Annotated in this window: 20 protein-coding genes, 1 other RNA gene and 1 pseudogene; 12 read left to right on the top strand and 10 right to left on the bottom strand. The window is 39.2% G+C overall.

What is annotated here, in order from left to right:
• Nucleotides 1-402: 402 nt before the first annotated feature.
• Together EHQ59_RS08125 and EHQ59_RS08120 are read right to left on the bottom strand one after the other, a co-directional pair.
• Nucleotides 403-2,070, bottom strand: a complete 1,668-nt coding sequence (locus EHQ59_RS08125; protein ID WP_135619113.1) for an NADPH-dependent assimilatory sulfite reductase hemoprotein subunit — start codon at nucleotides 2,068-2,070, stop codon at nucleotides 403-405.
• Nucleotides 2,071-2,077: 7 nt separating this feature from the next.
• Nucleotides 2,078-3,841 carry a diflavin oxidoreductase gene (locus tag EHQ59_RS08120; RefSeq protein WP_135619111.1) on the bottom strand — a complete coding sequence of 588 codons (1,764 nt, stop codon included), beginning with the start codon at nucleotides 3,839-3,841 and terminating at the stop codon, nucleotides 2,078-2,080.
• Between the two features lie 164 nt (nucleotides 3,842-4,005).
• On the opposite strand from EHQ59_RS08120, the gene cobA reads away from it, so the two are divergent.
• Nucleotides 4,006-4,809 carry a uroporphyrinogen-III C-methyltransferase gene (gene cobA, locus EHQ59_RS08115; protein WP_135619109.1) on the top strand — a complete coding sequence of 268 codons (804 nt, stop codon included), beginning with the start codon at nucleotides 4,006-4,008 and terminating at the stop codon, nucleotides 4,807-4,809.
• Complete coding sequence (locus tag EHQ59_RS08110; protein ID WP_135619108.1) at nucleotides 4,806-5,393, top strand: precorrin-2 dehydrogenase/sirohydrochlorin ferrochelatase family protein; 588 nt, start codon at nucleotides 4,806-4,808, stop codon at nucleotides 5,391-5,393. The genes cobA and EHQ59_RS08110 overlap by 4 nt, the downstream gene beginning before the upstream one ends.
• 3 nt (nucleotides 5,394-5,396) lie before the next feature.
• On the opposite strand, the gene EHQ59_RS08105 is transcribed toward EHQ59_RS08110, so the two are convergent.
• Nucleotides 5,397-5,996 carry an LBF_1134 family protein gene (locus tag EHQ59_RS08105; protein WP_208652341.1) on the bottom strand — a complete coding sequence of 200 codons (600 nt, stop codon included), beginning with the start codon at nucleotides 5,994-5,996 and terminating at the stop codon, nucleotides 5,397-5,399.
• A gap of 44 nt (nucleotides 5,997-6,040) precedes the next feature.
• Here EHQ59_RS08105 and EHQ59_RS17995 point away from each other — a divergent pair.
• Nucleotides 6,041-6,430: pseudogene (locus EHQ59_RS17995) on the top strand (nuclease-related domain-containing protein); the annotation flags it as partial.
• Nucleotides 6,431-7,581: 1,151 nt separating this feature from the next.
• Here the strand turns inward: EHQ59_RS17995 and rnpB are convergent.
• Nucleotides 7,582-7,933, bottom strand: an RNA gene (rnpB, locus tag EHQ59_RS08095) — RNase P RNA component class A.
• Between the two features lie 105 nt (nucleotides 7,934-8,038).
• On the opposite strand from rnpB, the gene EHQ59_RS08090 reads away from it, so the two are divergent.
• Nucleotides 8,039-8,485 carry an LEPBI_I1174 family sigma 54-regulated protein gene (locus EHQ59_RS08090; protein WP_135619107.1) on the top strand — a complete coding sequence of 149 codons (447 nt, stop codon included), beginning with the start codon at nucleotides 8,039-8,041 and terminating at the stop codon, nucleotides 8,483-8,485.
• 52 nt (nucleotides 8,486-8,537) lie between these two features.
• On the opposite strand, the gene msrB is transcribed toward EHQ59_RS08090, so the two are convergent.
• Nucleotides 8,538-8,918: a peptide-methionine (R)-S-oxide reductase MsrB gene (gene msrB, locus EHQ59_RS08085; RefSeq protein WP_135619106.1), complete on the bottom strand. Its 381-nt coding sequence runs from the start codon at nucleotides 8,916-8,918 to the stop codon at nucleotides 8,538-8,540.
• Between the two features lie 108 nt (nucleotides 8,919-9,026).
• Between msrB and EHQ59_RS08080 the strand changes: the two genes are divergently transcribed.
• The 7 genes from EHQ59_RS08080 to EHQ59_RS08050 are packed head-to-tail and all read left to right on the top strand — an operon-like array spanning nucleotide 9,027 to nucleotide 17,242.
• Nucleotides 9,027-9,905, top strand: a complete 879-nt coding sequence (locus EHQ59_RS08080; RefSeq protein WP_135619104.1) for a glutamyl-tRNA reductase — start codon at nucleotides 9,027-9,029, stop codon at nucleotides 9,903-9,905.
• Complete coding sequence (gene hemC, locus EHQ59_RS08075) at nucleotides 9,898-11,433, top strand: hydroxymethylbilane synthase (RefSeq protein ID WP_135619102.1); 1,536 nt, start codon at nucleotides 9,898-9,900, stop codon at nucleotides 11,431-11,433. Before EHQ59_RS08080 ends, hemC begins: the two co-directional genes overlap by 8 nt.
• Entirely contained in the window at nucleotides 11,430-12,383 is a 954-nt protein-coding gene (gene hemB / locus EHQ59_RS08070) for a porphobilinogen synthase (RefSeq protein ID WP_135619101.1), read from the top strand. Before hemC ends, hemB begins: the two co-directional genes overlap by 4 nt.
• Nucleotides 12,380-13,657 (top strand): glutamate-1-semialdehyde 2,1-aminomutase, encoded by a 1,278-nt coding sequence (hemL, locus tag EHQ59_RS08065; protein WP_135619100.1) that lies wholly within the window; start codon nucleotides 12,380-12,382, stop codon nucleotides 13,655-13,657. Before hemB ends, hemL begins: the two co-directional genes overlap by 4 nt.
• A 2-nt stretch (nucleotides 13,658-13,659) precedes the next feature.
• Nucleotides 13,660-14,703 carry a uroporphyrinogen decarboxylase family protein gene (locus EHQ59_RS08060; protein WP_135619097.1) on the top strand — a complete coding sequence of 348 codons (1,044 nt, stop codon included), beginning with the start codon at nucleotides 13,660-13,662 and terminating at the stop codon, nucleotides 14,701-14,703.
• Nucleotides 14,700-16,040, top strand: a complete 1,341-nt coding sequence (gene hemN, locus EHQ59_RS08055) for an oxygen-independent coproporphyrinogen III oxidase (RefSeq protein ID WP_135619095.1) — start codon at nucleotides 14,700-14,702, stop codon at nucleotides 16,038-16,040. The genes EHQ59_RS08060 and hemN overlap by 4 nt, the downstream gene beginning before the upstream one ends.
• Nucleotides 16,037-17,242 carry a protoporphyrinogen/coproporphyrinogen oxidase gene (locus EHQ59_RS08050; protein WP_135619093.1) on the top strand — a complete coding sequence of 402 codons (1,206 nt, stop codon included), beginning with the start codon at nucleotides 16,037-16,039 and terminating at the stop codon, nucleotides 17,240-17,242. Before hemN ends, EHQ59_RS08050 begins: the two co-directional genes overlap by 4 nt.
• On the opposite strand, the gene hemH is transcribed toward EHQ59_RS08050, so the two are convergent.
• The 5 genes from hemH to EHQ59_RS08025 all read right to left on the bottom strand — a co-directional run bounded on the left by hemH (nucleotide 17,219) and on the right by EHQ59_RS08025 (nucleotide 22,735).
• Nucleotides 17,219-18,304 (bottom strand): ferrochelatase, encoded by a 1,086-nt coding sequence (hemH, locus tag EHQ59_RS08045; RefSeq protein ID WP_135619163.1) that lies wholly within the window; start codon nucleotides 18,302-18,304, stop codon nucleotides 17,219-17,221. The two genes, EHQ59_RS08050 and hemH, sit on opposite strands and share 24 nt — an antisense overlap.
• A complete protein-coding gene (gene topA, locus EHQ59_RS08040; RefSeq protein WP_244245445.1) occupies nucleotides 18,294-20,210 on the bottom strand; it encodes a type I DNA topoisomerase in 1,917 nt (638 codons plus the stop codon). Before topA ends, hemH begins: the two co-directional genes overlap by 11 nt.
• Nucleotides 20,211-20,278: 68 nt before the next feature.
• Nucleotides 20,279-21,193, bottom strand: a complete 915-nt coding sequence (gene cysK, locus EHQ59_RS08035; protein ID WP_015677941.1) for a cysteine synthase A — start codon at nucleotides 21,191-21,193, stop codon at nucleotides 20,279-20,281.
• A gap of 66 nt (nucleotides 21,194-21,259) precedes the next feature.
• A complete protein-coding gene (locus tag EHQ59_RS08030) occupies nucleotides 21,260-22,144 on the bottom strand; it encodes a HEAT repeat domain-containing protein (protein WP_135619089.1) in 885 nt (294 codons plus the stop codon).
• Between the two features lie 42 nt (nucleotides 22,145-22,186).
• Complete coding sequence (locus EHQ59_RS08025; RefSeq protein ID WP_135619087.1) at nucleotides 22,187-22,735, bottom strand: polyhydroxyalkanoate synthesis regulator DNA-binding domain-containing protein; 549 nt, start codon at nucleotides 22,733-22,735, stop codon at nucleotides 22,187-22,189.
• Nucleotides 22,736-22,792: 57 nt separating this feature from the next.
• Here EHQ59_RS08025 and EHQ59_RS08020 point away from each other — a divergent pair, with 57 nt between their 5' ends.
• Nucleotides 22,793-23,662, top strand: coding sequence for a hypothetical protein (locus tag EHQ59_RS08020; protein ID WP_135619085.1), 870 nt, complete (start codon nucleotides 22,793-22,795; stop codon nucleotides 23,660-23,662).
• Nucleotides 23,663-23,694: the final 32 nt, after the last annotated feature.

Raw genomic sequence — 23,694 nt, 5'->3', positions numbered from 1 at the left:
TTGGTTTTCCAAGTCTCCAAGAGACCATTTCTACTCTTATGCATAGCAGTCTTGGTTCGGTCGGTTTTTGTTGGTTATACACTTCCAGTCTCAGAATCACCCGCAGGAGGATTTGCGCTTCTTGGGAATATGTTACTTTATTTCAGTTTCTCTCTAGTATTCCAAATAGTGCCGACTATTTTATTTCGAAGATTTTTCAATCAGATCAATCAAACTGAGCTTAGATCAAAATTCATTCATGTTTATACTTCATTAGGAATTCCAACACATCTCATCATTTTCTTTTGGTCTTGGCCAGACCCATTTCCTAGTCTCTGGTCTCTTCTTCCAGACTTAGTTCTATATTGGAAACATAGAAAGCCAATGGTGCATTAATTCAGAACCATTGGCCTCGTTTTGATCTTATTTCAGAATTCCAATTCGATTGATATAATCACCAAAGGACTCGTTCCCGTTACGTTCCTTGGAAAATTTACCAAACAGTCCATCTAACTCTTGCAAAATGGCAGACTCATCCAAATCTTCTTTGTATTTTCGATTGAGTCTGTAACCTTCCGCATCTGCTCCTAAATGGAGATTGTATTTCCCATAAGATGTTCCCACAAGTCCAATCTCAGAGATATACGGCCTTGCACAACCATTAGGACAACCTGTCATTCGGATGGAAATTGGTTCTTCTGAGATTCCATGTTTAGAAAGAATCGGTTCAATTTTATCGATGAGGCTCGGCAAATATCTTTGTGCCTCCGCAAGTGCCAAAGAACAAGTGTTTAATGCCACACAGGCGATGGAGTTTTTTCGGATAGGAGAGACTTCTCCTGTTTTTCTGTGAACACCAAACTTCACTAAAATGGATTCAATGAGATCTTTGTCTTTCGGAAAGATATCCGATAAAATCAAGTTTTGGTTACAAGTGAAACGAAATGTGGCACGTCTTGTTTTGGAAACTTCCAAAAGAGCCGTTTTCAGATTATAACCATGTTCATCACACACTCGGCCATTTTCCACAAACACTGTATAATGCCAGTTGCCCGCTACATCTTGTTTCCAACCAAAATCATCAGACCTTTGTGTGAATTGAAAATCCTTTGCCGGTTCAAAACTAATGCCGGCACGTTTTTCCACTTCTCGTTTATAAAACTCAACACCTAAACGGTCCAATGTGTATTTCAAACGAGATAGTTTTCGATCTTCACGATTTCCAAAATCTCTTTGGACTGTGACAATTTCATACACAACTTTTAAAATATCTTTTTTGGGAATAAAACCAAATACAGTTCCCACACGAGGATACGTATCTGGATTGCCATGGGTGGTTCCAAGACCACCACCAACTGCAATGTTAAATCCTAATAACTGTCCATTTTCAATGATCGCGATGAGCCCTATGTCATTGGTGAATAAATCGACATCATTATATGGTGGGATCGCAATCGCAATTTTAAACTTACGAGGAAGATATACATCTTTATACAAAGGATCTTCTGGTTCTTCTTTTTCTGCCAAAAGATTTTCATCTAACCAAATCTCGTAATAAGCTCTGGTTTTGGGGAGTAAAGAACGACTGATTTCACCCGCATACCCAAACACTTCTTTGTGTAAGGGACTTGCTGCTGGATTAGAAGTACAGGTGACATTACGATTCACATCCCCACAAGCAGCGATGGAATCCAAAAACACAGAATCAAACGCTTTGATGGTTGGTTTGATTTTGGATTTTAGAATCCCATGGAGTTGGACAGTTTGTCTTGTCGTGATTTTGATCGTTCCTGTAGAGTTTTCACCAGCTACATTATGAAGTGCTTCCCAATGGACAGGGCCAATCATCCCACCAGGAATCCGTAAACGGATCATAAAAGAATACAAACGTTCCAATTTCTTTAACGCACGTTCGTCTCTTCTATCTCTATCGTCTTGTTGGTACATCCCATGAAATTTCAGTAATAACTGATCATCGGAACGCAAAGAACCAGTATGTTCGTCTTTTAAACTGTCTGCAAGTGTACCTCGAAGGCCACGGCTAAGTCTTTTTACTTTTTCAGCGAGTGTTTCTTTTTTAGTTTCTGCCATGATTTCCTCAGTAAACGTCCTTGATGTAACGGCCGGACTCTTCTAATTCTTTTAAGTATTCAGAAGCTTCTTTGCCTGTGTCAAAAGTTCTTTCCGATAGTATTTCGATTAATTTGCGATCGACATCCTTACTCATTGGATCTTTGGAACCACAAAGGTAAATGATGGCACCGTTTTCAATCCACTTGAGTAGTTCCAAAGCATTTTCACCCATTCGGTCTTGGACATACACTTTTTGTTTGGTATCACGCGAAAACGCCGTATTCAATTTGTGTAATACACCTGTGTCCATGAGTTCCAAGAGTTCGGTTTGGTAATAAAAATCCGAGACAAAGTTACGTTCTCCAAAAAATAACCAATTTTTTCCGTTCCCACCAGCTTGTTCTCTTTCAAATAAAAAACTTCGAAATGGTGCAATCCCAGTTCCTGGTCCAATCATGATGATATCAGTATCAGGACTTGGCAATCGAAAGGAATTGTTTCTTTGGATGAAAAAAGGAACCTTATCTCCTTCCTTTAAATTGGAAAGATAACCGGAACAAAACCCTGATTTTAATCCAGTAAAGGTTTCGATTTCCACTTCTGCTACTGTTAGGTGAACTTCCTCTTCCCCGTGAGCAGTAGGACTGGAAGCAATTGAATAATATCTAGGGACAATCGGTTCCAAAATATCAACCAAGGCCTGCACATCCAGTTTTGTTTCCGCAGGGTAAAGCGTTAATAGTACATCTAAATCCAATTTTCCCGCGGGAACTTCTCTTTTAGAAAGAGCCACATACTTTTGAATCACACGGTCTGGTAAAAACCGAATCGAAACTTTTTTTTGGAGTAAATCATAAAACATCCATGTTTCGCCTTTGTAAGTGACCCGAGTTTCTCTGTCTGTTTGTAATAAACCTAAAATACGATTCACTTCCTCTTCACGGTTGTATGCTAAAAATCCAGCACTGTCCCCAGGTAAATAATCGATTGGTAAAGTGGATTTGATTTCAATATGACGAGTAGATTTCGATGCACCAACATCATTTAACACAAGATTGGTGACAACAGTACCTTCATATACTACTTTGCCACCTGAACTTGGTTTTGGAGTCGCTGTTTGTGATTGTTTCGAAACTTGAGTCGTTGCCGTTTTGGAAATGGTATTCAGTTTGGAAATGAGTTCTGTCATCCAAGGTTTGGAAACTTGTTCAAAATCCACATCACATTTTCCGAGATCGTGAATTCGTTCTGCACCGAGTTTTTCGAGCATGGAATCCACATCAATTCCCGTTTGGCAAAACAGTGGATAACTGGTATCACCTAACCCAAGAACGGCGAATTTGACCTTCGCTAAGGAATCTTTGGATTCGGATAAAATTTGAATGAACGGTTTGGCTGCTTGTGGTGGTTCTCCGTCTCCATGAGTGGAAACGATCACAAATAAATACTCTTCTTCTTTTAGGTCTTTTGCTTTGTATGTGTCTGTGCTTTTTAATTTCGCTTGGACACCGAGTTCTTTTAGTTTTTTGATGAGTTCGGTTCCCAGTTTTTTGGAATTTCCCGTTTCGGTTCCATACACAACGCTACATTGGATGGGAGCTGCCTTTAGATTTCCATTGGAGGAATCACTGGAGGAGATACTTACTGGTGGACTGAGGGAGACGTCCACACTGCCCCCGATGCTTGCTTGGGTGAGGGCTGAAAGATAACCCGACATCCATACCCACTCATCTTTTGTGGATTCTTTTAATAATTGTAAAAATCGATTGCGTTTGTCATCGGATAACATAAAAACCTATGCTTGTGTTGGATTCCAGTAAAACATCCAAAAAGTCTTATAAATTGAATCTTTTCCTGAGGTTAGAGACGAGTAAACTAAAAAAATGGAGATTTTGTAGAAATAATTAGCCAATCACTTGACTATTTCCAGCAGGATTGCAAGGTATAACAGATATGTCCTCCAATAAGACAGAACAGGGTTTCGTCAGTTTCGTGAGCGGTGGTCCAGGTCCCATTGACCTTTTGACCCTTCGTGGCAAATCACGCATTGAATCGGCCGAGGTGATCCTCTATGACGCCTTACTCGATCCTAGTTTTTTAGATATTTTTCCCGAGTCAGCCCAAATCCTGTATGTGGGAAAGCGTTCAGGAGAACATTACCGCACACAAACCGAAATCAATTCCCTCCTCGTGGAACGAGCACGCCAAGGGAAAAAAGTAGTTCGCCTGAAAGGTGGAGATGCGTCCATCTTTGGTCGATTGTCAGAGGAAATCCAAAGCCTAGAGGCAGCCTCCATTCCCTATGAAGTGATTCCAGGTGTGAGCTCAGTGACCACGGGAGCAGCGGAAATGGGAATTTCGCTAACAGTGCGAGGCATCGCTCGTCAGATCATTATCCTCGATGGGCATACCATCCTAGAAGATGAAAAAAGTTGGATCGGAATGGAAAATTTTCCTGGCACCATTGTCATTCTCATGGGAAGCCAAAAAACAAAAGAACTAGCAGAACGTCTCGTACAAAAAGGAGTTCCACCTACCACACCGATTGTCCTGTTAGAAAATGCGGGTCAAACCAATGTTACTTACACCGCCTCCACTCTCGCCAAAACCATGTTAGATGGCATAGAAAAACAAACAAAAGGCCCTGGCATTTTATATGTGGGAGAAGTGGTTCGTCCTTTATTATCCGAAACAAATTCTTTAACAAAATCAAATCTCCTAACATCTTCCCTTTTAGACTTAGGGAATCTCGTGTGAAAAAATATCCGATCTTTCTCAATTTAGAAGCTAGGAACATTCTCATTGTGGGTGGTGGGAATGCTTGTTTGGAAAAATTGATGGGACTCGAACATACGGGTGCCCATCTTCACTTGATCTCGCTCTCGTATAGCGAAGATGTTTTAGCATTTTTAGAAAGATATCCTACCATCAAAAAAGAAACAAGAGCAGTCACAGAAGACGATCTCAATCATCGAGATATTATTTTTTTAGCAACAAGTGATCCTAAGACGAACCAAGAATTCCGAACCCTGGCCAAACAAAAAGGGATTTGGGTGAATTCAGTGGATGATCCGAAAAACTGCGACTTTTATTCCTCTTCTACGGTGACTGTGGGTCCCATCCAATTTGCCATTTCCACCGATGGTATGTTTGCTGGTGTATCCTCAACTCTACGTAAACTTTTTGAAGAAGTTTTACCAGAAGAAGATCATGAACTCCTAGAAACTATTTTCACCATGAGACGGAATTTAAAAGAACTGCTTCCGAACCAAGAAGAAAGACGAAAGGTTTTAAAAGACATCGTCCATAAATTGAATTCGGAATACTTTCACAAAGCTTAATCTTCACTCGGGAACAATCTGCACAATCGTTAACGCGTGTTCTCCAGCCCATATAGCATGCAAAGGAATATTGAGAACCATTTTGTTTGGACTATCCAAACGAACCGTCCACTCACCCGCAGTCCTAGGTTCTGTAAATTTTACTTTTTGAATTGAAAAAGGAAACTGCACTTCCATTTGGATGAATTCCACAAGGGTATTGAATCTCAGTAAGTCATCACGTAGTTTAGCTTCTTGTAAGATGGAACCAATTTCTTCTTTGTGAATCTCTAATGCTTTGAGTAAGGCAGAGTTTTGGCTTGTATCGATGGCAAGTTGGATCTCAGCTGTTTCCCCTTCTGTGAATTGGATGAATCGAAATCCAGGAGGTGACATTTGGGTATAGTTTCCAAACTGATAGGATCTTTCTTTTAAAGTGATGACTACCTCTCCTCGATCGGTAAGTCCCGTACCCAAATAACTCCCCTTCGCTTTTTTTGAGATCGTTTTTTGGTAGATGATCAAATCACCAGATAGGTCCGAATTGATCTTTATTTTGATATTTCCGCCCGCGCAGGAACAAAACAATAGGCAGAATAACAAGGTCTGTGGTATCCGTTTCATATCGTCATTAGAACAAACAAGACGATGTAAATTGAACTAAAAAAATGATTTATCCGAAACAGTTTCACGGAAAAACGAGAGATATCTCACTCGAATCCCATTATTACCAACGTTTTTCTAAAGAAATCGAAATCCCTTGTAATATCTATTATTCCCTCACCCTCATCACACCCGATGTTCCCATGCGAGAAATTGATTTCCTTGTCGTTTCCCCATATGGAGTCATCACCATTGAATTAAAAAATGGGAGGTGGAGACAAAAAAAAGGGGAATGGGAATTTTATAATGTACGGGGAAGAGAATGGGAGCCTGTCGAAGGCAAATCCTATAAAAACCCGATCGAACAAGTGACCACACAAAGAGAAATCATTCGTGAGTTTTTTAAAAACCACAACCAACTTGTGGATTTATTTCCCAAGGAATACTATGATAGTGCCATTTTCTTTTTAAAAAACGAAAGGAAAGAATTCCATCTTCCGAAAGACCAAAACTTATTTGTGTTTGGTGGGAAGGAAGTGGGAGACGAAACAAGTCTCAACTCCGTATTAGAATCCATTTTTTACAGGTCTGGCAGAGAGCCCTTACCAGATTCTGTAATGGTAAAAGCACATGAAATCATCAAAAAAAATCTCAACTTCTTTCAAACCTTTCGTTCTCATAAAGAAAAAGAAGAAGAGAATCTTTTGTTTTTGACAAAAGAACAATTTTCCCTTGTCCAAGGCATTACCAAATATTCGCATAATTTAATTTATGGAAGTCCCGGTTCTGGGAAATCCATTTTATGTGGAGAACTTGCCTTACAATATGCCAGAAAAGGTAAAAAAGTTTTATTATGGCAAGGGGCAAAAGCCTTGTACGAAATTTGGAAGGAAGAACTTTCCCAAATCCCAGAAAAAAACAATATCGAACTGATCTCTCACTACAAAGAAATCAATCATAACCATATTGATATCCTCATCGCTGATGGAATTGAAGAGTCACTCAAGGAAGAACCAAACAAAGGCATTTTATTGTACCTTTCCAAATTCTTTTGGGAAGAAAAAGAATGGATTCTTTTTGTCTCCAGACGACTCAAATACACATCCATTCCTTTTTTGGATTACATTCAAACTTTACCTCAACATGTCTGGGACATCAAACGAAACATTCGAAATTCACCTGAGATCGTCAATTTTGCCAATGCACTCCTAAATGATTTTTCAGAATCACCAGTGCAGAATAATTTGTCCGACATTCAATTCATCAAAAACGATGAGGACCTAACAGATCAAATTCGGTGGTGTTATGGATATGCAAAAAAAGTCTTAGAAATTGAAAACGATGAGATTGTTGTTTTGTATCGGTCGGAAGAATCCATCCAAACCAATGGTCTAAAACAATTTTTAACAGAAAACGAGATGCGTCATTATCATTACAAAGATTTTGCAGGAATGGAAGAAACCTGTGGGATTTTGATTGGTTTTGAAGATTGGCACCTAACGGAAACCAAAACAATTTTAGCAGAAACCATTTTGAAAATTAGAAGTTTGGTTTGTGTTTTTTATCCACCAAACGAAGAAGATGTGATCCAAGGCATTTTAAAAAAAAGTGACTCTGGCCCGTAAGCCGGATTCTGTTTTAGGCGATCATTTATCTAATGCTCTCTACCCACAACCTGGCGGGACAGGCTCATAACGGTTGTTTACTTGAGATTGCACATCGGAGGGTTTACCAAGCCTTTGTTTTTACAAACAAAGCGGTGGGCTCTTACCCCACCATTTCACCCTTACCTACCAAAGAGTAGGCGGTATTCTTTCTGTTGCACTTTCCGTCCCTTCCTTCCTATTTCTAGAAAGAAAAAGCCCAAGCATTACTTGGTCCGATTGTCCCCTAGTGTCCGGACTTTCCTCCCCCTTCCTTCCAGTGGGAAGAAAAAAGGCGATCGCTCGGCCAGAGTCTCTTTCATAGAATTGCACATTCTTTCGCCGTCGAGGAGTATTTCGAACCATTGGCACAATTTATGCAATTTGATCAGTGAATTGAAAAAGCCAAGGACCAAGCGTATGAAGATTACCCATTTCGCACTTTTTTTCATCATTTCCCATGGATTGTGGGCAGACACAAGCCTAGACCAAACCGTTTCGGAAATCTTGGAACAAACACGTCTGTCACGGATTCCTGCTGTCATTTCCCAATTGGAAGAAAGATCCTCTCAAAAAGTAAAAACGGGGGATTACCTCTCTGCCAGAGAGGATTTAAAGAAAGCCATCCTCCTGAAACAATCCATTGGTATGAAAGATTCGGAAGGCAACGCACAGTTATTATTCCAAATGGCAAACTTAGAAACAAAGTTAGGCCATAGTTGCGAAGCCCTTCATTATTCGTCCCTTGCCAAACAAATTGTCCGCAAAGTAAACCTTCGGGGAGAGATTTCCTCCTCTACCCTAAACCGAGGACAAACAGCAGGCAAATGGGAAAGTTGTGAAGAAGTATCTTGGTTACAAGACTAAAAACAAATCGGTAGTGTTGTCACTACCGTACGTTTTGTTCAAATGGATCGATTCAGTCCGCTTTTTGAAATTTTAGGGAAGCAGAATTCACACAATAACGAAGTCCCGTCGGTTGAGGTCCATCAGGGAACACATGACCCAAATGGGCTCCACAATTTTGGCACATGATTTCGGTTCGCACCATCCCATGAGTTTTGTCGGTTTCGGTAGCTATGGCTTCTTTTCGAACTGGTTCATAATAACTAGGCCAACCACTGCCTGAATCATATTTGGTATCAGAGGAAAACAAAGCTTCTCCACAACAAACACAAAGATATGTACCTTTTTCTTTGTGTGCATAGTATTCGCCAGTGAACGGCCGTTCGGTGCCTTTTTCTCTTGTCACTTGGTATTGCAGAGGGGTTAGATTCTTTTTCCAATTTTCTTTTTCCATCCGATTCTCCTTCTAGTAATTGAGATTTAGTATCAATATCGCATTTTATTTTTTTAGGAACTGACAATCTTGTGACAGTTACAAGATTGTATTTGATAGAATAAAATTATGTGGTCAAACCTGATTCTACTCCATACAACTGATCCGAAACCCAAAACCTTAGACGATTCTCGCCTAGAGGTTTGGCAGACATGCCAGCGGACTCTTGTTTTCACGGATAAGAGGATTTTTCCCTTGGAAGAAGGAAGGGAACGATTTTTGGATGGATGGGAAATTTACCACGGTTACGAAGCCTATCGCTTTTTATTGGAAGTGGTTGCAGGTTTACGTTCCAAACTCTTGGGAGAATCCGAAATCCAAGCTCAGTTTCGCGATCGTTTCCGCGAAGAAAACACTTGTGGTTCCACGTTTGCATTGTCTCTTCTTCGCTTGCGAGACCAAATCTTAGAACAAACAAAACAAATTCGATCCAAATACCTTACCGGGATTGGAAGACAAACTTACGGAAGTGTTACCGAGTCTTATTTACAAAATCATAAAGTTGTCACACTCCTAGGAACGGGAAAACTGGTGGACTCCATTTTACCTTACCTTGTCTCCAAACAAAAACAAGTTCGTTTGATTGGTAGAAACCAAAATCGATTAACAGAACTAAACCAAATCTATCCAAACATTACTACCTATCATTGGGAAGATTACCAACCGAAAAATGAAGCCATCGTGATTGCTTCTAGTTTTTTACCATTTAACTGGGATGAGATGATAAAATCTTCCTCTCTCATCCTTGACTTTAGAGAAAATTCGAGTGAAAACAAAGGATATGATCACTATATCCCTCTTTCCCAAATTCTGAATGACTTACAAGAAACTGACGAACAAATTCAATCTGTGAAAATGGATTTACAATACTTTCTGACAGAACTCACAAGAGAACGGGAAGAAGAACAAATACATATTATGAATGGATGGGAAGATTTACTTGTCTGAAACAATCAAAATAGGAGGAAGATCCTCCCTACTCTCTCGCATTCAAGTTCACACTGCCACCTATGCTTTAAAAGAAAAAAACAAAGACCTAAATTTCGAAACTGTTTTTCGGGAATCCACGGGAGACAAAGACCTTACCACTCCTCTTTGGCAATTTGCGGGACAAGGGATTTTTACCAAAGATTTACAAGAAGACTTACTACAACATAAAGTTGATATTGTGATCCATTCATTTAAAGATATGGATCTTAAGGAAAGAAAAGAAACGACTCTGATACCAATTCTCCGAAGAGAAGATGTAAGAGATGTCCTTCTTTTCAAAAAAAATAAATGGATCAACTTACCAAATGAAATCACCATTTTAACTTCTTCACCAAGAAGAGAATACCATATCAAAGAATTTTTAAAAAACTACTTCCCTACTCCCATCAATCAGTTTGAACTCAAAATCGAATCCGTTCGAGGAAATATCCAAACAAGGCTTCGTAAGTATTTGGACCATGAATCGGGTGGGATTTTAGTCGCAAAAGCTGCCTTAGATCGCATCTTAAATTTCCAAGACAAAGAAAACCTCTTACCGGAACTAAAAGAGATCAAACAACTAATCCGGGATACATTAAATCTTTCGCTGTTTATGGTGTTACCTTCTTCCATTTTTCCAAGTGCTCCCGCACAAGGAGCGTTATGTGCAGAAATCAGAAAAGAAGACAAACATCTAGAAACGTTATTACGAGAAATCTCTGATCCAGAATCTCAACTAACAGCGGAAGAAGAGAGAAAAATTTTATCCGAGTACGGTGGGGGTTGCCACCAAAAAATTGGAGTCTCCGTTTTACAAAGGGATTATGGAAAAATCACTTTTATTCGAGGGATTACAGAAGATGGAAAAGTCCTATATACCAAAGAACTTTCGGATAGCCCAAAACTATCTTTCTCCAAAGAGGAAGTTTGGCCACCTAACGCTAAAATGGCGGCTAGACAAAGAGAACGACTCACCTATTCGATTCCCAAAGATGTCGATGTATTTGTATCTCGAGGGTATGCATTTCCTTTAGATTTATCAGTCAATCCAAGTAACCAAATCCTTTGGTCCGCTGGTCTTTCCACTTGGAAGGACCTTGCACTTCGGGGTTTTTGGGTGAATGGAACCTGTGATGGTCTAGGCGAAAGTGAACCTCCCGAAATTGAATCCATCTTAGGGCGAAAACCCAAGTTTGTTAAACTCACCCATATGGATTCGGATCAACATTCCAGTGTTTATCCCGTGGTTCCCACTTACTTTGTATCGGCACCTGAAATCCCCATTCCCTTTGATCCATCTAAGATCAAAGCAGCTTACTGGAGGAGCGGATCCGAATTTGATATCGTGACCAAACGTTACCCTGAACTTTTGAATGTCATTCATTTCGTAGGACCAGGTTCTACATTTCATAAAATAAAACACGCGCTAGGTGAAGAAGGCTCCAATAACAAAGTTTTTGTTTCCTTATCTTTTGAATCTTGGGTGGAAAGGTATATCAAACCATGAAAAAACATACTCTTCGTTTACGTTCCAACAAATTCCTTCGCCATTTGAGTGAATCTGGTTCTTTAAATGCTAACAAAATGATCCAACCTCTTTTTTTAGTGGAAGGTCTGACAGAAAAAGAACCCATCAAAGGTTTACCAGAAGTGTATCGGGAAACAAACAAGTCGATCTTCACACAAATCGAATCTGATCTAAAAGCTGGTGTTTCGCAATTTTTGCTCTTTATGGTACCAAGTGCGAAATCTGATACAGATTTCTCCAAAGAGTTTTACCAAACAAATATCAGTGCGATTAAAAAAACTTTTCCAGAAATGTTTTTATGGTTAGATACCTGTATCTGCTCCGTGACAACAACAGGGCATTGTTGCCATTTTCATCCACAAGGAACCATTGATTTAAAATTAACCTTACATCGGTTATCCGAACTTGCTTTAATTTATGCAGATGCTGGTGCTGATGGTATTGCACCGAGTGATATGATGGATGGAAGGGTGGCATCTCACAGAAAGATATTAGATGAAAACAACCATTCTCATGTTCCCATCATGAGTTACTCCACCAAATTCAAAAGTCATTTTTATGGCCCATTCCGAGGTGCTGCCGACTCCTCACCACAGTTTGGCGACAGAAGTGGTTATCAATTGGACGTAAGAGATAGAGATACCGCCATTCATACATCTATTCGAGATAAAGAAGAAGGTGCTGATTTACTCATGGTAAAACCAGGTATGACAGCTATTGACTTAATTGGTCCTATCAAAGAAAAAACTGGACTCCCAACTGGTGCTTACCAAGTGAGTGGAGAGTATGCTAGTTTAGTGTATTTAGCCAAAGAAGGTTTTTTAGATTTTGAAGATGGTCTCAGAGAAACTTGGGATGTGTTCCGTAGAGCAGGTTCTTCTTTTCTCATCACATATGGTGCAAGGATTGCACAAAGGATGTATTCATGAATTCGGAAGATTTATTCCAAAGATCCAAACAAGTAGTTCCTGGTGGTGTACATAGCCCCGTTCGTTCTTTTTCCTCTGTGGGTGGCACTCCGATTTTTTTTAAAGAAGCAAATGGCGCCTATCTCACGTCAGTCGAAGACAAAAACTACATCGACTATTGTTTGAGTTTTGGCCCACTCCTTTTTGGTCACAGGAATCCTGAGATCCAAGAAGTGGTAGAAGACACAGTCAGGAAAGCTTGGTCGTTTGGAGCCTGTGAGCCGTATTCATTGGAACTTGCAGAATTCATTACCGAACGTATTCCATGGGTGGAAAAAATTCGTTTTGTGAACTCTGGCACAGAAGCCGTCATGAGTGCACTTCGTGTGGCAAGAGCCGCCACGGGTCGGAACAAAATTTTAAAGTTCGATGGTTGTTACCATGGCCACCTCGATCAACTTTTGGTGAAATCAGGATCTGGCCTTGCAGGACTTAGTTCTAGCGATAGCAAAGGGATTGGACCTGAAATCATCCAAAACACTCTTGTCCTTCCTTTAGATGATGAAACAAAGTTAGAAGAGTTGTTTCAAAGAGAAGGATCCAATATCGCTTGTTTGGCGATTGAACCTCTTCCAGCCAATTATGGCCTACTCCCACAACGAATTGAATTTTTAAAAAAATGTCGTGAGTTAACCACAAAGTATGGAGTATTATTACTCTTTGATGAAGTGATCTCGGGTTTTCGAGTTTCCTTCCATGGAATGGCAGGAATCACAGGCATAGTTCCTGACCTCGTATGTTATGGAAAAATAATAGGTGGTGGTTTTCCTGTTGGAGCCTATGCTGGAAAAAAAGATCTGATGGATCTTGTTGCACCCAGTGGCCCCGTGTATCAAGCGGGTACTCTGTCAGCCAATCCGATTGGTATGCGAGCAGGTCTCAAAACTCTGACCAAAGCATGGAACGAAAATCCTTACCCATGTTTGGAATCTACCACCAAACAATTAACAGATGGAATTTTAAAACTTTTAACAGAAGCTGGGGATCCCAATTGGGAAGCCGTAACTTTTGGAAGTTTATTTTGGCTCAAAGGCAAAACAGAAAAACCGATCAGGACAATCGCAGACATTCCGAGCACTCACAAATCTAATTTTGCGACTCTTTTTCATAAACTCCTCAAACAAGGTGTATATTTAGCACCCAGTGGTTATGAAGTTGGATTTTTATCCACAGCCCACACCAAAGAAATCATCGATCTCACACTTGAAAAAACCAAACAAGCATTACAGGACTAAAAATGATCACTACAAAATACCACAATGAAAGATTTGCAAACGCGATTCAATTAGTCCCTCAAAATGTACCACCCATTTGGTTTATGCGCCAAGCGGGTCGTTACCATTCACACTACCGTAAACTAAAAGAAACACATAGTTTTATGGAACTTTGCAAAGTGCCGGAGCTGGCTGCAGAAGTGGCCCTTGGCCCCGTCAAAGAATTTGGCTTTGATGTGAGTATCTTATTTTCTGATTTACTTTTTCCTTTAGAAGCCTTAGGGATGGGACTTACATACGATCCAGGCCCTAAACTATCTTTTTCACTCACCTCCATTTCGGATTTAAACAAACTAAAACCTGTAGAGGAAGCGATCGAAGGATTATACTTTCAAAAGGAAGCAGTCATTCGGACAAGAGAAGTCTTACCGAAAGATGTATCTCTCATTGGATTTGTCGGTGGTCCGTTCACACTCATGACCTATGCAAGCATTGGTAAACATGATGGAAACTTATCCTTTATCAAAACCAACCAAAACTTTGTAGACCAGTTTTATACAATTTTACTTCCTCTTCTCAAAAAGAATATCGAGTTACAGTTGCAAGGTGGTGCAGAAGTCGTTATGATTTTTGACACGGCGGCAGGCATGCTCGATCCAAACAATTTTCGGCGGTATGTGACTGATCCCATTACGGATCTCACAAAAACGTTTCCCAATCAAATTGGTTATTATGCAAAAAATTCCACAGAATCACAAATCCGACAAATCCATTCTATATCCCAATTAGTTGGATTTGGAGTTGACCATCGATTTCATATGGAATCCGTATTACAAGAATTTGGTGGAAAAGGATTTCTCCAGGGCAATTTTGACCAGGAACTTTTATTTGCTGATCAATCCACTTTGAAACAAAAAATCCATGAGTATCTTTCTCCAATCAAAGATATGGATCCAAAAGATAGAGTTGGTTGGGTGGCAGGTCTTGGGCATGGGGTTTTACAATTCACACCAGAAGAATCTGTGCATTTACTCATCGAAACAACAAGAAAGGTGTTTAACACATGAAACACTTACTAGAAAAATACGACACCCCTGCACCACGGTACACCAGTTATCCAACAGTGCCATATTGGACAGATTCTCCCACTACCGAAGAATGTATAGAGTCCCTAGATAAATACCTCTCTCCGAAAGAATCAAAACTTGCTCTTTACCTACATATCCCTTTTTGTGAAACACTTTGTACATTTTGCGGTTGTAATACCTCGATTACAAAGAACCATTCTGTCGAAGAACCGTATGTGACTGCCATCCAAAAGGAACTGGCTTTATACATCCAAAGAGTTCAAAATCTAAAGGGAAAAGAATTAAGTGAACTTCACTTAGGTGGAGGAAGCCCCACCTATTTATCCGATTACAACCTTCAGTCCACCATTGAATTCATATTAAACCAATTGGCTCCTGCAAACGACCCACAGTATTCGATTGAAGTGGATCCGAGAAGAACAAGAGTTTCTCAACTTGGTTTATTACATAAATTGGGTTTCAAACGAATTAGTTTAGGAGTGCAAGATTTTGATCCCGAGGTCCAAAGACTTGTGAATCGAATCCAACCTTTTGAACTGACAGAGAATATCACCTTAGAAGCAAGATCCCTTGGATTTGATTCGGTGAACTTTGATTTGATTTACGGTTTACCCAAACAGTCACTCGATTCCATGAAATACACAATGGAAAAAACCTTAGAACTCAAACCAGATCGTATCGCGTTTTATTCCTATGCCCATGTCCCATGGATTAAGGCATCACAGCGACTCTTCACAGAAGCAGATTTGCCTGAGCCAACACTCAAACGAGAGTTATATGAACTCGGCAGATCCATTCTGGAAAAGGAAGGATACCGGGAAATTGGAATGGATCACTTTGCCCTACCCCATGATAAATTGTGGAAAGCATTTCATTCCAAACAATTACACCGAAACTTTATGGGATATAGTGATTCAAAAACAGATGTGATGTTAGGTCTCGGTTCTTCTGCTATTTCCGAAACACCCAATTTATTTTTCCAAAACATCAAACTTGAAATGAAATATCGTAAGTCTTTAGTGGATGGCAACTTACCGATTTTTCGAGGTCACAAACTCACAAACACCGACCAATTGAGAAAACAATTGATTTTGGATCTAATGACTTCTTGGCAAGTGGTTGTCCCAAACGATTTACAAAACCATGTGAAAGGTTTTTTACAAGAGATGGAGTCTGACAAACTAGTTACTTGGAAAGAGGGAACACTTATTGTCACAGAATTGGGAAAACCATATTTACGAATTGTCGCGATGGCCTTTGACGAAAAACTCCAAAAAAGCCAACCTACAGGTCCTGTGTTTTCCAAAGCGATATGAAAGAAGAAGTTCATATTTTTGGGGGAGGCATTACAGGTCTTTTTTTAGCTTACCACCATGTCAAACAAGGGAACCTTGTCACTCTCTATGAGGAGAATGAAACTCTGGGTGGTGTCATTGGAACCAAAAAGGAACGGGAAGGACTTGTAGAACAAGCTGCCAACGGAATCCTTTTGACAGATGACATCAAATCTATGTTAGATGACATAGGACTCAGACCTGTTTTCCCTAAAAAAGCTTCTAAACGAAGGTATTTTTGGACTAACCAAAAACTCTCTCAATTCCCCATCTCAATTCTTTCGGGAACCAAACTACTGTATTCTATTTTTCTCAAAAAACTGAAATTTGATCCCAATCTTAATTTTGAAGAATGGGGAAATCAAATGTTTGGTTCCTCCGTGACAAAAAACATTATAGAACCAGCATTAGGTGGTATTTACGGAACCCGTTTGCAAGAATTACATGCCGAAACTATTTTTTCCAAATGGAATGGAGATGGCAAAAGCACCATTTTCCAAGAAATCAATAAACACAAAAAGGAAACCTATGGAACTGTATCGTTTCCAAATGGAATGGGCGATTTAGTTTCCCATTTGGTAACCTATTTATCTCCAAAAATCAAAATTCAAACTGGTTTTACTTTATCAAATTTATCTCAAATCCAAACTCTAAAAGGTTCCATTCGCATCTGTATTTCTTTAAAAAAACTAATCCCTGTTTTAGGTTCTCTCTTAAAACCAGAAGTGATACCCAATTTACTATCCATTTCCACCATCACAAGGTTTGGTGAAACAAAACTTACAAAAAAACCTTGTTTTGGAGTCTTGTTTGGAAAAGGAGAAGGCATTCAGGCATTAGGAGTCCTTTGTAATTCGGATATCTTTGATGGGAGAGTGAAAGATGGTTTCCATTCCGAAACTTGGATTTATCCAAACCTTTCCGGATTCGATACAAAACAAATCGAATCCATCTTAGAATCAGATCGGACAAAGATCACAAAACAAGCGGAAACGGCAAAAGCAATATACAAAACCACTTGGGAAGGGGTTTTCCCCGCTTATGATCGAAAATTATTTTTATTTAACCAAACATTGGATCAAATCGAATCTGATTGGCAAAAAAATGGTTTGGACATCAAGTGTTTTGGGAATTATCGAAAAGGAATCGGACTTAGATCCCTATTTGAATCGACAATGATTTAACGACTCCCCTCCTCTTTCTTTACAAATACAATGATGAATTGATTGATCAGCTTCTAACACTCGTTCTGCTAAAAAAGTCAGAAATGGTTCATAGATTCCCAAAGCAGGAATTCTCACAAAAGACTTCCCTCCCGATACTAAACATAGTTCTTTGAATTGTTCACCGATTTCTTCTAATGTTTCTAAGTGATCACTCACAAAACTAATCGGATAAACTGCGACGTGTTTTCCTTTGTTTGCTAATTCTGTTATTTTTTGGATGCTACTTGGCTCAGTCCACTTGGCAGGTCCCACCTTACTTTGGTAAGAGATATGAACTTCCCCTCTGTAACCAAATTTACGAAGTTCTTGTGTGATTCCACTCACTGAGGTTTCCACTTCTTCCATATAACGATCCCCTTTCTTAATGAGTCGCATAGGAACACCATGTGCAGAAAAAACTAAATCCAAATCTTTCCAATCACAGTTGGGAATCTCTTCGGGATAATGTAAAAATAAATCCTTTTGCAGTTTGTTTGTAAAAAACTCAAAGATAAACTGAGCTGTGATTTGGTGAAACTTTGGATCCAAGCCAAAATGTGGGATATAACCACCACTACCGACTGGGCACTCCCCAAATTTTGTTTCTAAAATGGCTAAAGTGGATAAAACGGTAGAACGAGAAAACTGTGGATATAAGGGTAAATAAAACGTATTGGCATTTGGTTTCGTAAATTCAGATTCTCTAATATTCGGATAACCACAAGCCATTGCCACTTTTACTTTCCAAGTTTTACCGGTCGTTTTTGTAAGAATTTTTTCTAAAATTTTTCCTTGTTTTTCTGTTTCATCCACAAGTGGGGAACCACCACCAAATCCCATCGATTCATATGTTTTTTGCACTTTTGGTGCTCTTTTTTTAGCGATGAAACGCGCGAGACGAATTCGAAAAAATTCAGGTAAAGGTAAATCAAATACGAAAGGATCAGAAAATAAATCCTTTAAAAAAACTTCTATTTCTTTTGAAGTTCTCGGACCTCCTAAGTTGACTAGGATCAGTGTATTTTCTTGGTTAGTTGTCATAGGTGATGTAGTCACAGTGCGGGTAACGAGAACAAAAATAAATGGTTTTTCCATTTTTCCCAAGTTTGGTTTTCACAAAACCTTCTTTACACTTAGGGCATTTTTGACTCGCACTTGTATTGAAACTTAGACTTTGTTTTTCATCCATTGGATTTCGTTTCGCTTGAAATGATTGTTTCTGGTCTTCTTTTGTATCCGAAAGAATTCTTTGTTTGGTTCCCTTTGTCGTTTTGGAGGGAGCTTGTGAATTCTGAGTTTCCTCTTCTATTTTTTTTCGAGGCGATTTTAGAATCTTTTGAAGGTCTTCATAAAATTTAGTTACAAGACTCACTCTTGATTCTTTTTCTTCCGTAATTTGGTCAAGTTGTGATTCTAATTCTTTGGTAAACGACTCTCCAATCATTTCCTGGAAATTTAAGAATAGATACGCATCCACTTTCAAACCTAATCCAGAAGGTCCGATGTTCTTTTGGTATTCGACGATGTATTTTCTTTTGAGTAAAGTTTCAAGGATCGTAGCATAGGTGGAGGGACGACCAACACCAGTATCTTCCATCTTTTGGATCAACTTTCCCTGTGTATAACGAGTAGGTGGTTCTGTTACTTTTTCTTCCATGGAAAAAGTTTGGTAGTGAAACGGATCTCCCACTTTGGCTTCTGGGAATTCTCTGTGCCGTTTTTCTACTGGCTTTGGAAACTGTTTGAAACCAGAATCAAAAATTGTTTCGGAAGAATAGACAAAGAGATGGTTTCCAATCGGGAACTCAAACACAACTTCTTCGCCTGTTTCTGGTTTCATGAGAGAAACCAAAAAACGTTCCCAAATCAATTGGTAAAGTTTAGCTTCATCGGTATTTAAAAACGATCGGATTTTATCTGGTGTGAAATGAGGATTAATCGGGATGACCGCTTCATGGGCATCTTGGGAAAACTTTTTTTGTTTGGACTGATCCCTTTTTTTTTCAGAAACTAGGTTTGGGTAATTTGTTTTTAAATAATCTTCACCTAACTTACGTTTTGAATCAGAAACCCGAGTGCTATCGGAACGCATATAGGTAATGAGTCCTACCGTTTCTCCCGTATTTAATTTTTTTCCCTCAAACAAACTTTGAGCGAGCCTCATTGTTTTTTTAGAATCAAATTTTAAAGTTCGGAAACTGGATTCGAGTAAACTAGCAGTCGAAAATGCCTTGGGTGGATTTCGATTAATTTTTTTGGTTTTGATTTTGGATAATTTTAAAGTCTCTAGACGAGAAGGTTCGGGTTTAATTTGAATTTCGTTTAGAATCGAATGGATATCGTTTTCTTTTAGTTTCTCTTTTGATTGGTATTTCAGTTCTATCTTCTGACCGAGGAAACTTCCCTGTAATTTCAGTTGAAAATAGTTTTCCTTGGAAAAATTTTGGATCTCTTTTTCTCGTTCACATATCCAATGTAATACGGTAGATTGGACTCGTCCTGCGGAAAGAGATGGAATTTTTAACCTTCTCCACAAATCCGGAGAAACCTCAAATCCAAAAATACGATCTACCACACGTCTAGCGATTTGAGATTCAACAGCTTGCCAATCGAGACCAACCTTTTTTTGTAACTGAAGCCTTAATTCTTCTTTTGTGATCTCTTTTAATCGCAAACGATACATTGGTTTTTTTAATTTCCCAAGTTCATCAAAACAATGTTTGGCGATAATTTCCCCTTCTCGATCAGGATCACTGGCGATGTAAATCGAAGATGATTTTTTGGCTTTGGTTAAGATCGTAGAAAAAAGATTTTTTTTTCCTTTGAGCCATTCATACTCTGGTTCAAAAGAATTTGCAAAGTCCACCCCATAAGATTTAGATGGCAGGTCTTTGATATGACCCTTGGTGGCAACAACCACCCAATCCTTACCTAAGTAAGAAGAGATGGTTGCCGCTTTTGTTGGTGATTCGACAATTAATAGATTGGTGATTTCAAAACCTCACTTAACAATCTTTAAACGAAAAGACCTTCAACAGATAAATATCTTTCTCCTGTATCGTAACAGAATGTAAGAACCTTAGAACCAGCAGGAATTTCTTTTAATTTTTTAGAAACTGCCGCAAGACTTGCTCCGGAAGATGTTCCAATAAAAATCCCTTCTTTTTTAGCAGCAAGAACAGCCATGGTAAAAGATTCTTCTTTTCCTACAGTGATGATTCCATCAAGTAATTCTGTTTTACAGTTTTTAGGAATGAATCCAGCACCAATCCCTTGTAAGGGGTGTGGGCCTGGTTTTCCACCACTGAGAACAGGAGAACCTTCAGGTTCCACTGCGAATACTTTGAGTTTTGGAAATCGTTTTTTTAAGTTTTCAGCACAACCAGAAATATGACCACCAGTCCCTACTCCTGTGATGATGTAATCCAAACCATCTGGGAAATCTTTTGCAATTTCTTCCGCAGTTTTTTCTCTGTGCACTTGGATATTGGCTTCGTTTTCAAACTGTTGAGGCATCCAAGCATTTGGATTGGCCGCTACCATTTCTTGCGCTTTGGCAATGGCACCTGGCATTCCTTTTTCTCTAGGAGTGAGTTCAAATTTAGCACCATAGGCAGCCATAATTCGGCGTCTTTCCACAGACATGTGTTCAGGCATCACAAGAGTGATCGCATAACCTTTGACAGCTGCAACCATCGCAAGACCAATTCCTGTATTTCCAGATGTTGGCTCCACAATGATGGAATCTTTTTTGAGTTTTCCTGATTTTTCTGCATCTTCGATCATCGCAAGAGCAATCCGATCTTTTATAGATCCACCTGGATTTTGTCTTTCGAGTTTCATATAAACTTCGTGATCGGTTCCAAATAAACGAGACAATTTTACATGTGGTGTGTTGCCAATGGCATCTAAAATACTATTAAATTTCATAATTTCTCCGTTTAGATCACATTTTTAAAAAAAATCTAGATTTGTCCACAATGAATTCATGGATCTTTACGGGTTACGAAATGAAATTAGGTAAGAGTAATCTTCTTTCATTTGTGATAAAACAATGGGGTGGTTTTCTACTTGAATCGCCTTTTCCAAGTAAGGTGCTGCAATACGAAGGTCCAATCGACGTAAGGCTTCAGAAGCCTTTTTTCGAACTTCGGGATCAATATCGGAAAGTGTTTCTGTCACTGTCCTAAAATTTTGGTTAGGAAGTCGTTCTATCCCAACGATGGCAGAAAGCATGGATATTTTTGCATAAGGATTTTGTTCTTTTCCAAGACTTTCCGAAAGTGTGGATAAAAATTCTTTGCGATTCGATTCGTACATGGCATCCGCAGAAGAACTTCGGATATAAAAATTGGGGTGTGCCAAAGCTTGTTTGAGGGTAGTTTCCGTTGCCTCTGAAAAGGTCAGAGAACCTAATGCCCGTAAGATCTCACCACAAGCCAATACCATTGAAATCTCCCCATCTTCATAAAAATAAGGACTAGAATTGGAATGGCGGCCAGAAACTCCATCACTGATCTTTCTTGGTTTTGTGACGTTGTGTTCTACAAGATTTGGTGATTCTTTTTGGAAGGTTTTGATGAGAACAGGGACCGCGATTTTATCTCCTTTTTTGGCCAAAGCTTTGGCAGCATAAAATTTAACCGCAGGTGCATTGGTTTCACTTGTTGGAAAATTGGGTGTTCCTTCCAAGGCAGAAAGAATGTCACGAACACCTCTATTAGACTTAATGAATGTTAATCGATCAATGGCATCTCTGATTTCAAAAATGTCTGAGGAATTTAATCGTTTCCTTTGTGTTTCAAAAAAGACATCGTTTTGTTCGGAATACAATCCTAGCGATAACAAAAAAAAGAGACACAGAACATATTGGAATTTCATTCATTCCCCCCTGAAAGTGGAGAATAGTGTAACCGATTTTGGTTAATTTTCTTTTAATTTTTCTGCGACTTCTTTTAATTTTTCGGAAAGGTCGCCTAAGGTTGCCTTGTCTTCTTCCAAAATGGATTGGCTGAATTTTTCCAAATCCTTTTGGATTTGTTCCTTTTTTTCACTCGCGCGGGAAGCCATTTTGCGTAGTAAATCCTCTCGGTAGAGGCTAAAATCCACTTCCTTCAATTCCCCAAGTTCCACCATGGAATTGACAATTTTCTCCAATCGTTCGCGGGTGAGGTAGTTGGCACCAATTCCGCCGAGGACTAGACGTTCAAAAAGACCAGAAATATCGCGGCCAGTTTCCCGAATGAGTGCCGTTAACATAAAATTGGAAAAATCTTCGTTTCGTTGTCCAAGGCTCACTTTGAGAAAGGTTTGTCCGAGGATCTTGGGTGTGATGTCTTCCCCTGATAAATTGTCTTGGACTTTGATTTCTTCTCCTCCAATGATCATCTTTGCCACATCTTCCAGAGTGATAGTAGAACTAGTTTCTGGATCATAAAGTCGGCGGTTGGCGTATCGCTTGAGGAGCTTCATTGGAGATGCTTTTTAAAATGACTTTCAAGCCTAGGGGGTCAACTAAAATACAATCGTATGGACTCACTATTCGGTGCCGTTTTGACACAACTTCCAGAACGAGAAAAAGAACTTTTAATTTCTTGGTTACAAGTGAATGGACTCGTAGTGAAAGAATGTACAAACAAAAACTGGAAAGACTTTCCTGATTCCATCAAAGTTTTTGCCAAACCAACATCGGAACTAACAAAAGAACTATTAGATTGGAGCATAGAACCAATCTTATGCGGAATGTTTACCAAAGAAGAAAAAGATTCCTATCAAAAAACGGGAGTTTCCTTACTTTGGGACAAGGCTTTTTCCCAAATCCATAGCCTTCCCATTCGTCCATTACCTGAAAAAAAATTAACATGGATTGTTTGCACGAAAAATCCAACCTTCGACCAAAACATTTTGAAATTTTTAAAATCATTAGGATATCAGGTTTATGCAGAAGCCAATCCCGAATTTTTAGTCAAAAGATTGTTAGTCGGCCCTTGTCATGTTTTAATTTTGGATTGGGACATGTTGGATGCAAAAACTCTTGTTCCTACTTTGCAAAAAATAAAAAATGAAAAGCCATTTCTTTCCATCGGAATCAAAGATTTTAACAAAGAACATTTGTATAGAGATCTCAAGATGGGAATGAGTAGTATTTCGGAAGTGCTGATTGGCGGAAATGAGTTTTGGAAAGTATTTTTAGATAGTTTTCCAATGTCGGAAGAAACAAGTGAAAGGAAATATTGGAAAGAATCTTCCCAGGCTCTTTCCAAACTGAGTTTTACCTTTCAAGAAAAACGGATTCCAGTCTCGATGAAAATCAGTGAAACAACGATTGTATCGGCAATTCCAGAACATACGGAACTTTTCCATTGCATCGATTTGTTTCGTTGGTTATCAGTAATATAATCCATATAATTTTGGATTATAAGTTTTAGCTA

It is taken from the genome of Leptospira kemamanensis (assembly GCF_004769665.1).
GTDB classification, from domain to species: domain Bacteria; phylum Spirochaetota; class Leptospiria; order Leptospirales; family Leptospiraceae; genus Leptospira_A; species Leptospira_A kemamanensis.
The sequence above is the reverse complement of the archived record's forward strand: the minus strand, read 5'-3'. Positions and strand labels throughout refer to the sequence as shown.

Excerpts from the sequence above, each read along its gene's own strand:
- EHQ59_RS08125 (WP_135619113.1), bottom strand. The coding sequence starts at position 2,070 with ATGGCAGAAACTAAAAAAGAAACACTCGCTGAAAAAGTAAAAAGACTT.
- EHQ59_RS08120 (WP_135619111.1), bottom strand. The coding sequence starts at position 3,841 with ATGTTATCCGATGACAAACGCAATCGATTTTTACAATTATTAAAAGAA.
- cobA (WP_135619109.1), top strand. The coding sequence starts at position 4,006 with ATGTCCTCCAATAAGACAGAACAGGGTTTCGTCAGTTTCGTGAGCGGT.
- EHQ59_RS08105 (WP_208652341.1), bottom strand. The coding sequence starts at position 5,996 with ATGAAACGGATACCACAGACCTTGTTATTCTGCCTATTGTTTTGTTCC.
- EHQ59_RS08090 (WP_135619107.1), top strand. The coding sequence starts at position 8,039 with ATGAAGATTACCCATTTCGCACTTTTTTTCATCATTTCCCATGGATTG.
- msrB (WP_135619106.1), bottom strand. The coding sequence starts at position 8,918 with ATGGAAAAAGAAAATTGGAAAAAGAATCTAACCCCTCTGCAATACCAA.
- EHQ59_RS08080 (WP_135619104.1), top strand. The coding sequence starts at position 9,027 with ATGTGGTCAAACCTGATTCTACTCCATACAACTGATCCGAAACCCAAA.
- hemB (WP_135619101.1), top strand. The coding sequence starts at position 11,430 with ATGAAAAAACATACTCTTCGTTTACGTTCCAACAAATTCCTTCGCCAT.
- hemL (WP_135619100.1), top strand. The coding sequence starts at position 12,380 with ATGAATTCGGAAGATTTATTCCAAAGATCCAAACAAGTAGTTCCTGGT.
- EHQ59_RS08060 (WP_135619097.1), top strand. The coding sequence starts at position 13,660 with ATGATCACTACAAAATACCACAATGAAAGATTTGCAAACGCGATTCAA.
- hemN (WP_135619095.1), top strand. The coding sequence starts at position 14,700 with ATGAAACACTTACTAGAAAAATACGACACCCCTGCACCACGGTACACC.
- EHQ59_RS08050 (WP_135619093.1), top strand. The coding sequence starts at position 16,037 with ATGAAAGAAGAAGTTCATATTTTTGGGGGAGGCATTACAGGTCTTTTT.
- hemH (WP_135619163.1), bottom strand. The coding sequence starts at position 18,304 with ATGACAACTAACCAAGAAAATACACTGATCCTAGTCAACTTAGGAGGT.
- cysK (WP_015677941.1), bottom strand. The coding sequence starts at position 21,193 with ATGAAATTTAATAGTATTTTAGATGCCATTGGCAACACACCACATGTA.
- EHQ59_RS08030 (WP_135619089.1), bottom strand. The coding sequence starts at position 22,144 with ATGAAATTCCAATATGTTCTGTGTCTCTTTTTTTTGTTATCGCTAGGA.
- EHQ59_RS08025 (WP_135619087.1), bottom strand. The coding sequence starts at position 22,735 with ATGAAGCTCCTCAAGCGATACGCCAACCGCCGACTTTATGATCCAGAA.
- EHQ59_RS08020 (WP_135619085.1), top strand. The coding sequence starts at position 22,793 with ATGGACTCACTATTCGGTGCCGTTTTGACACAACTTCCAGAACGAGAA.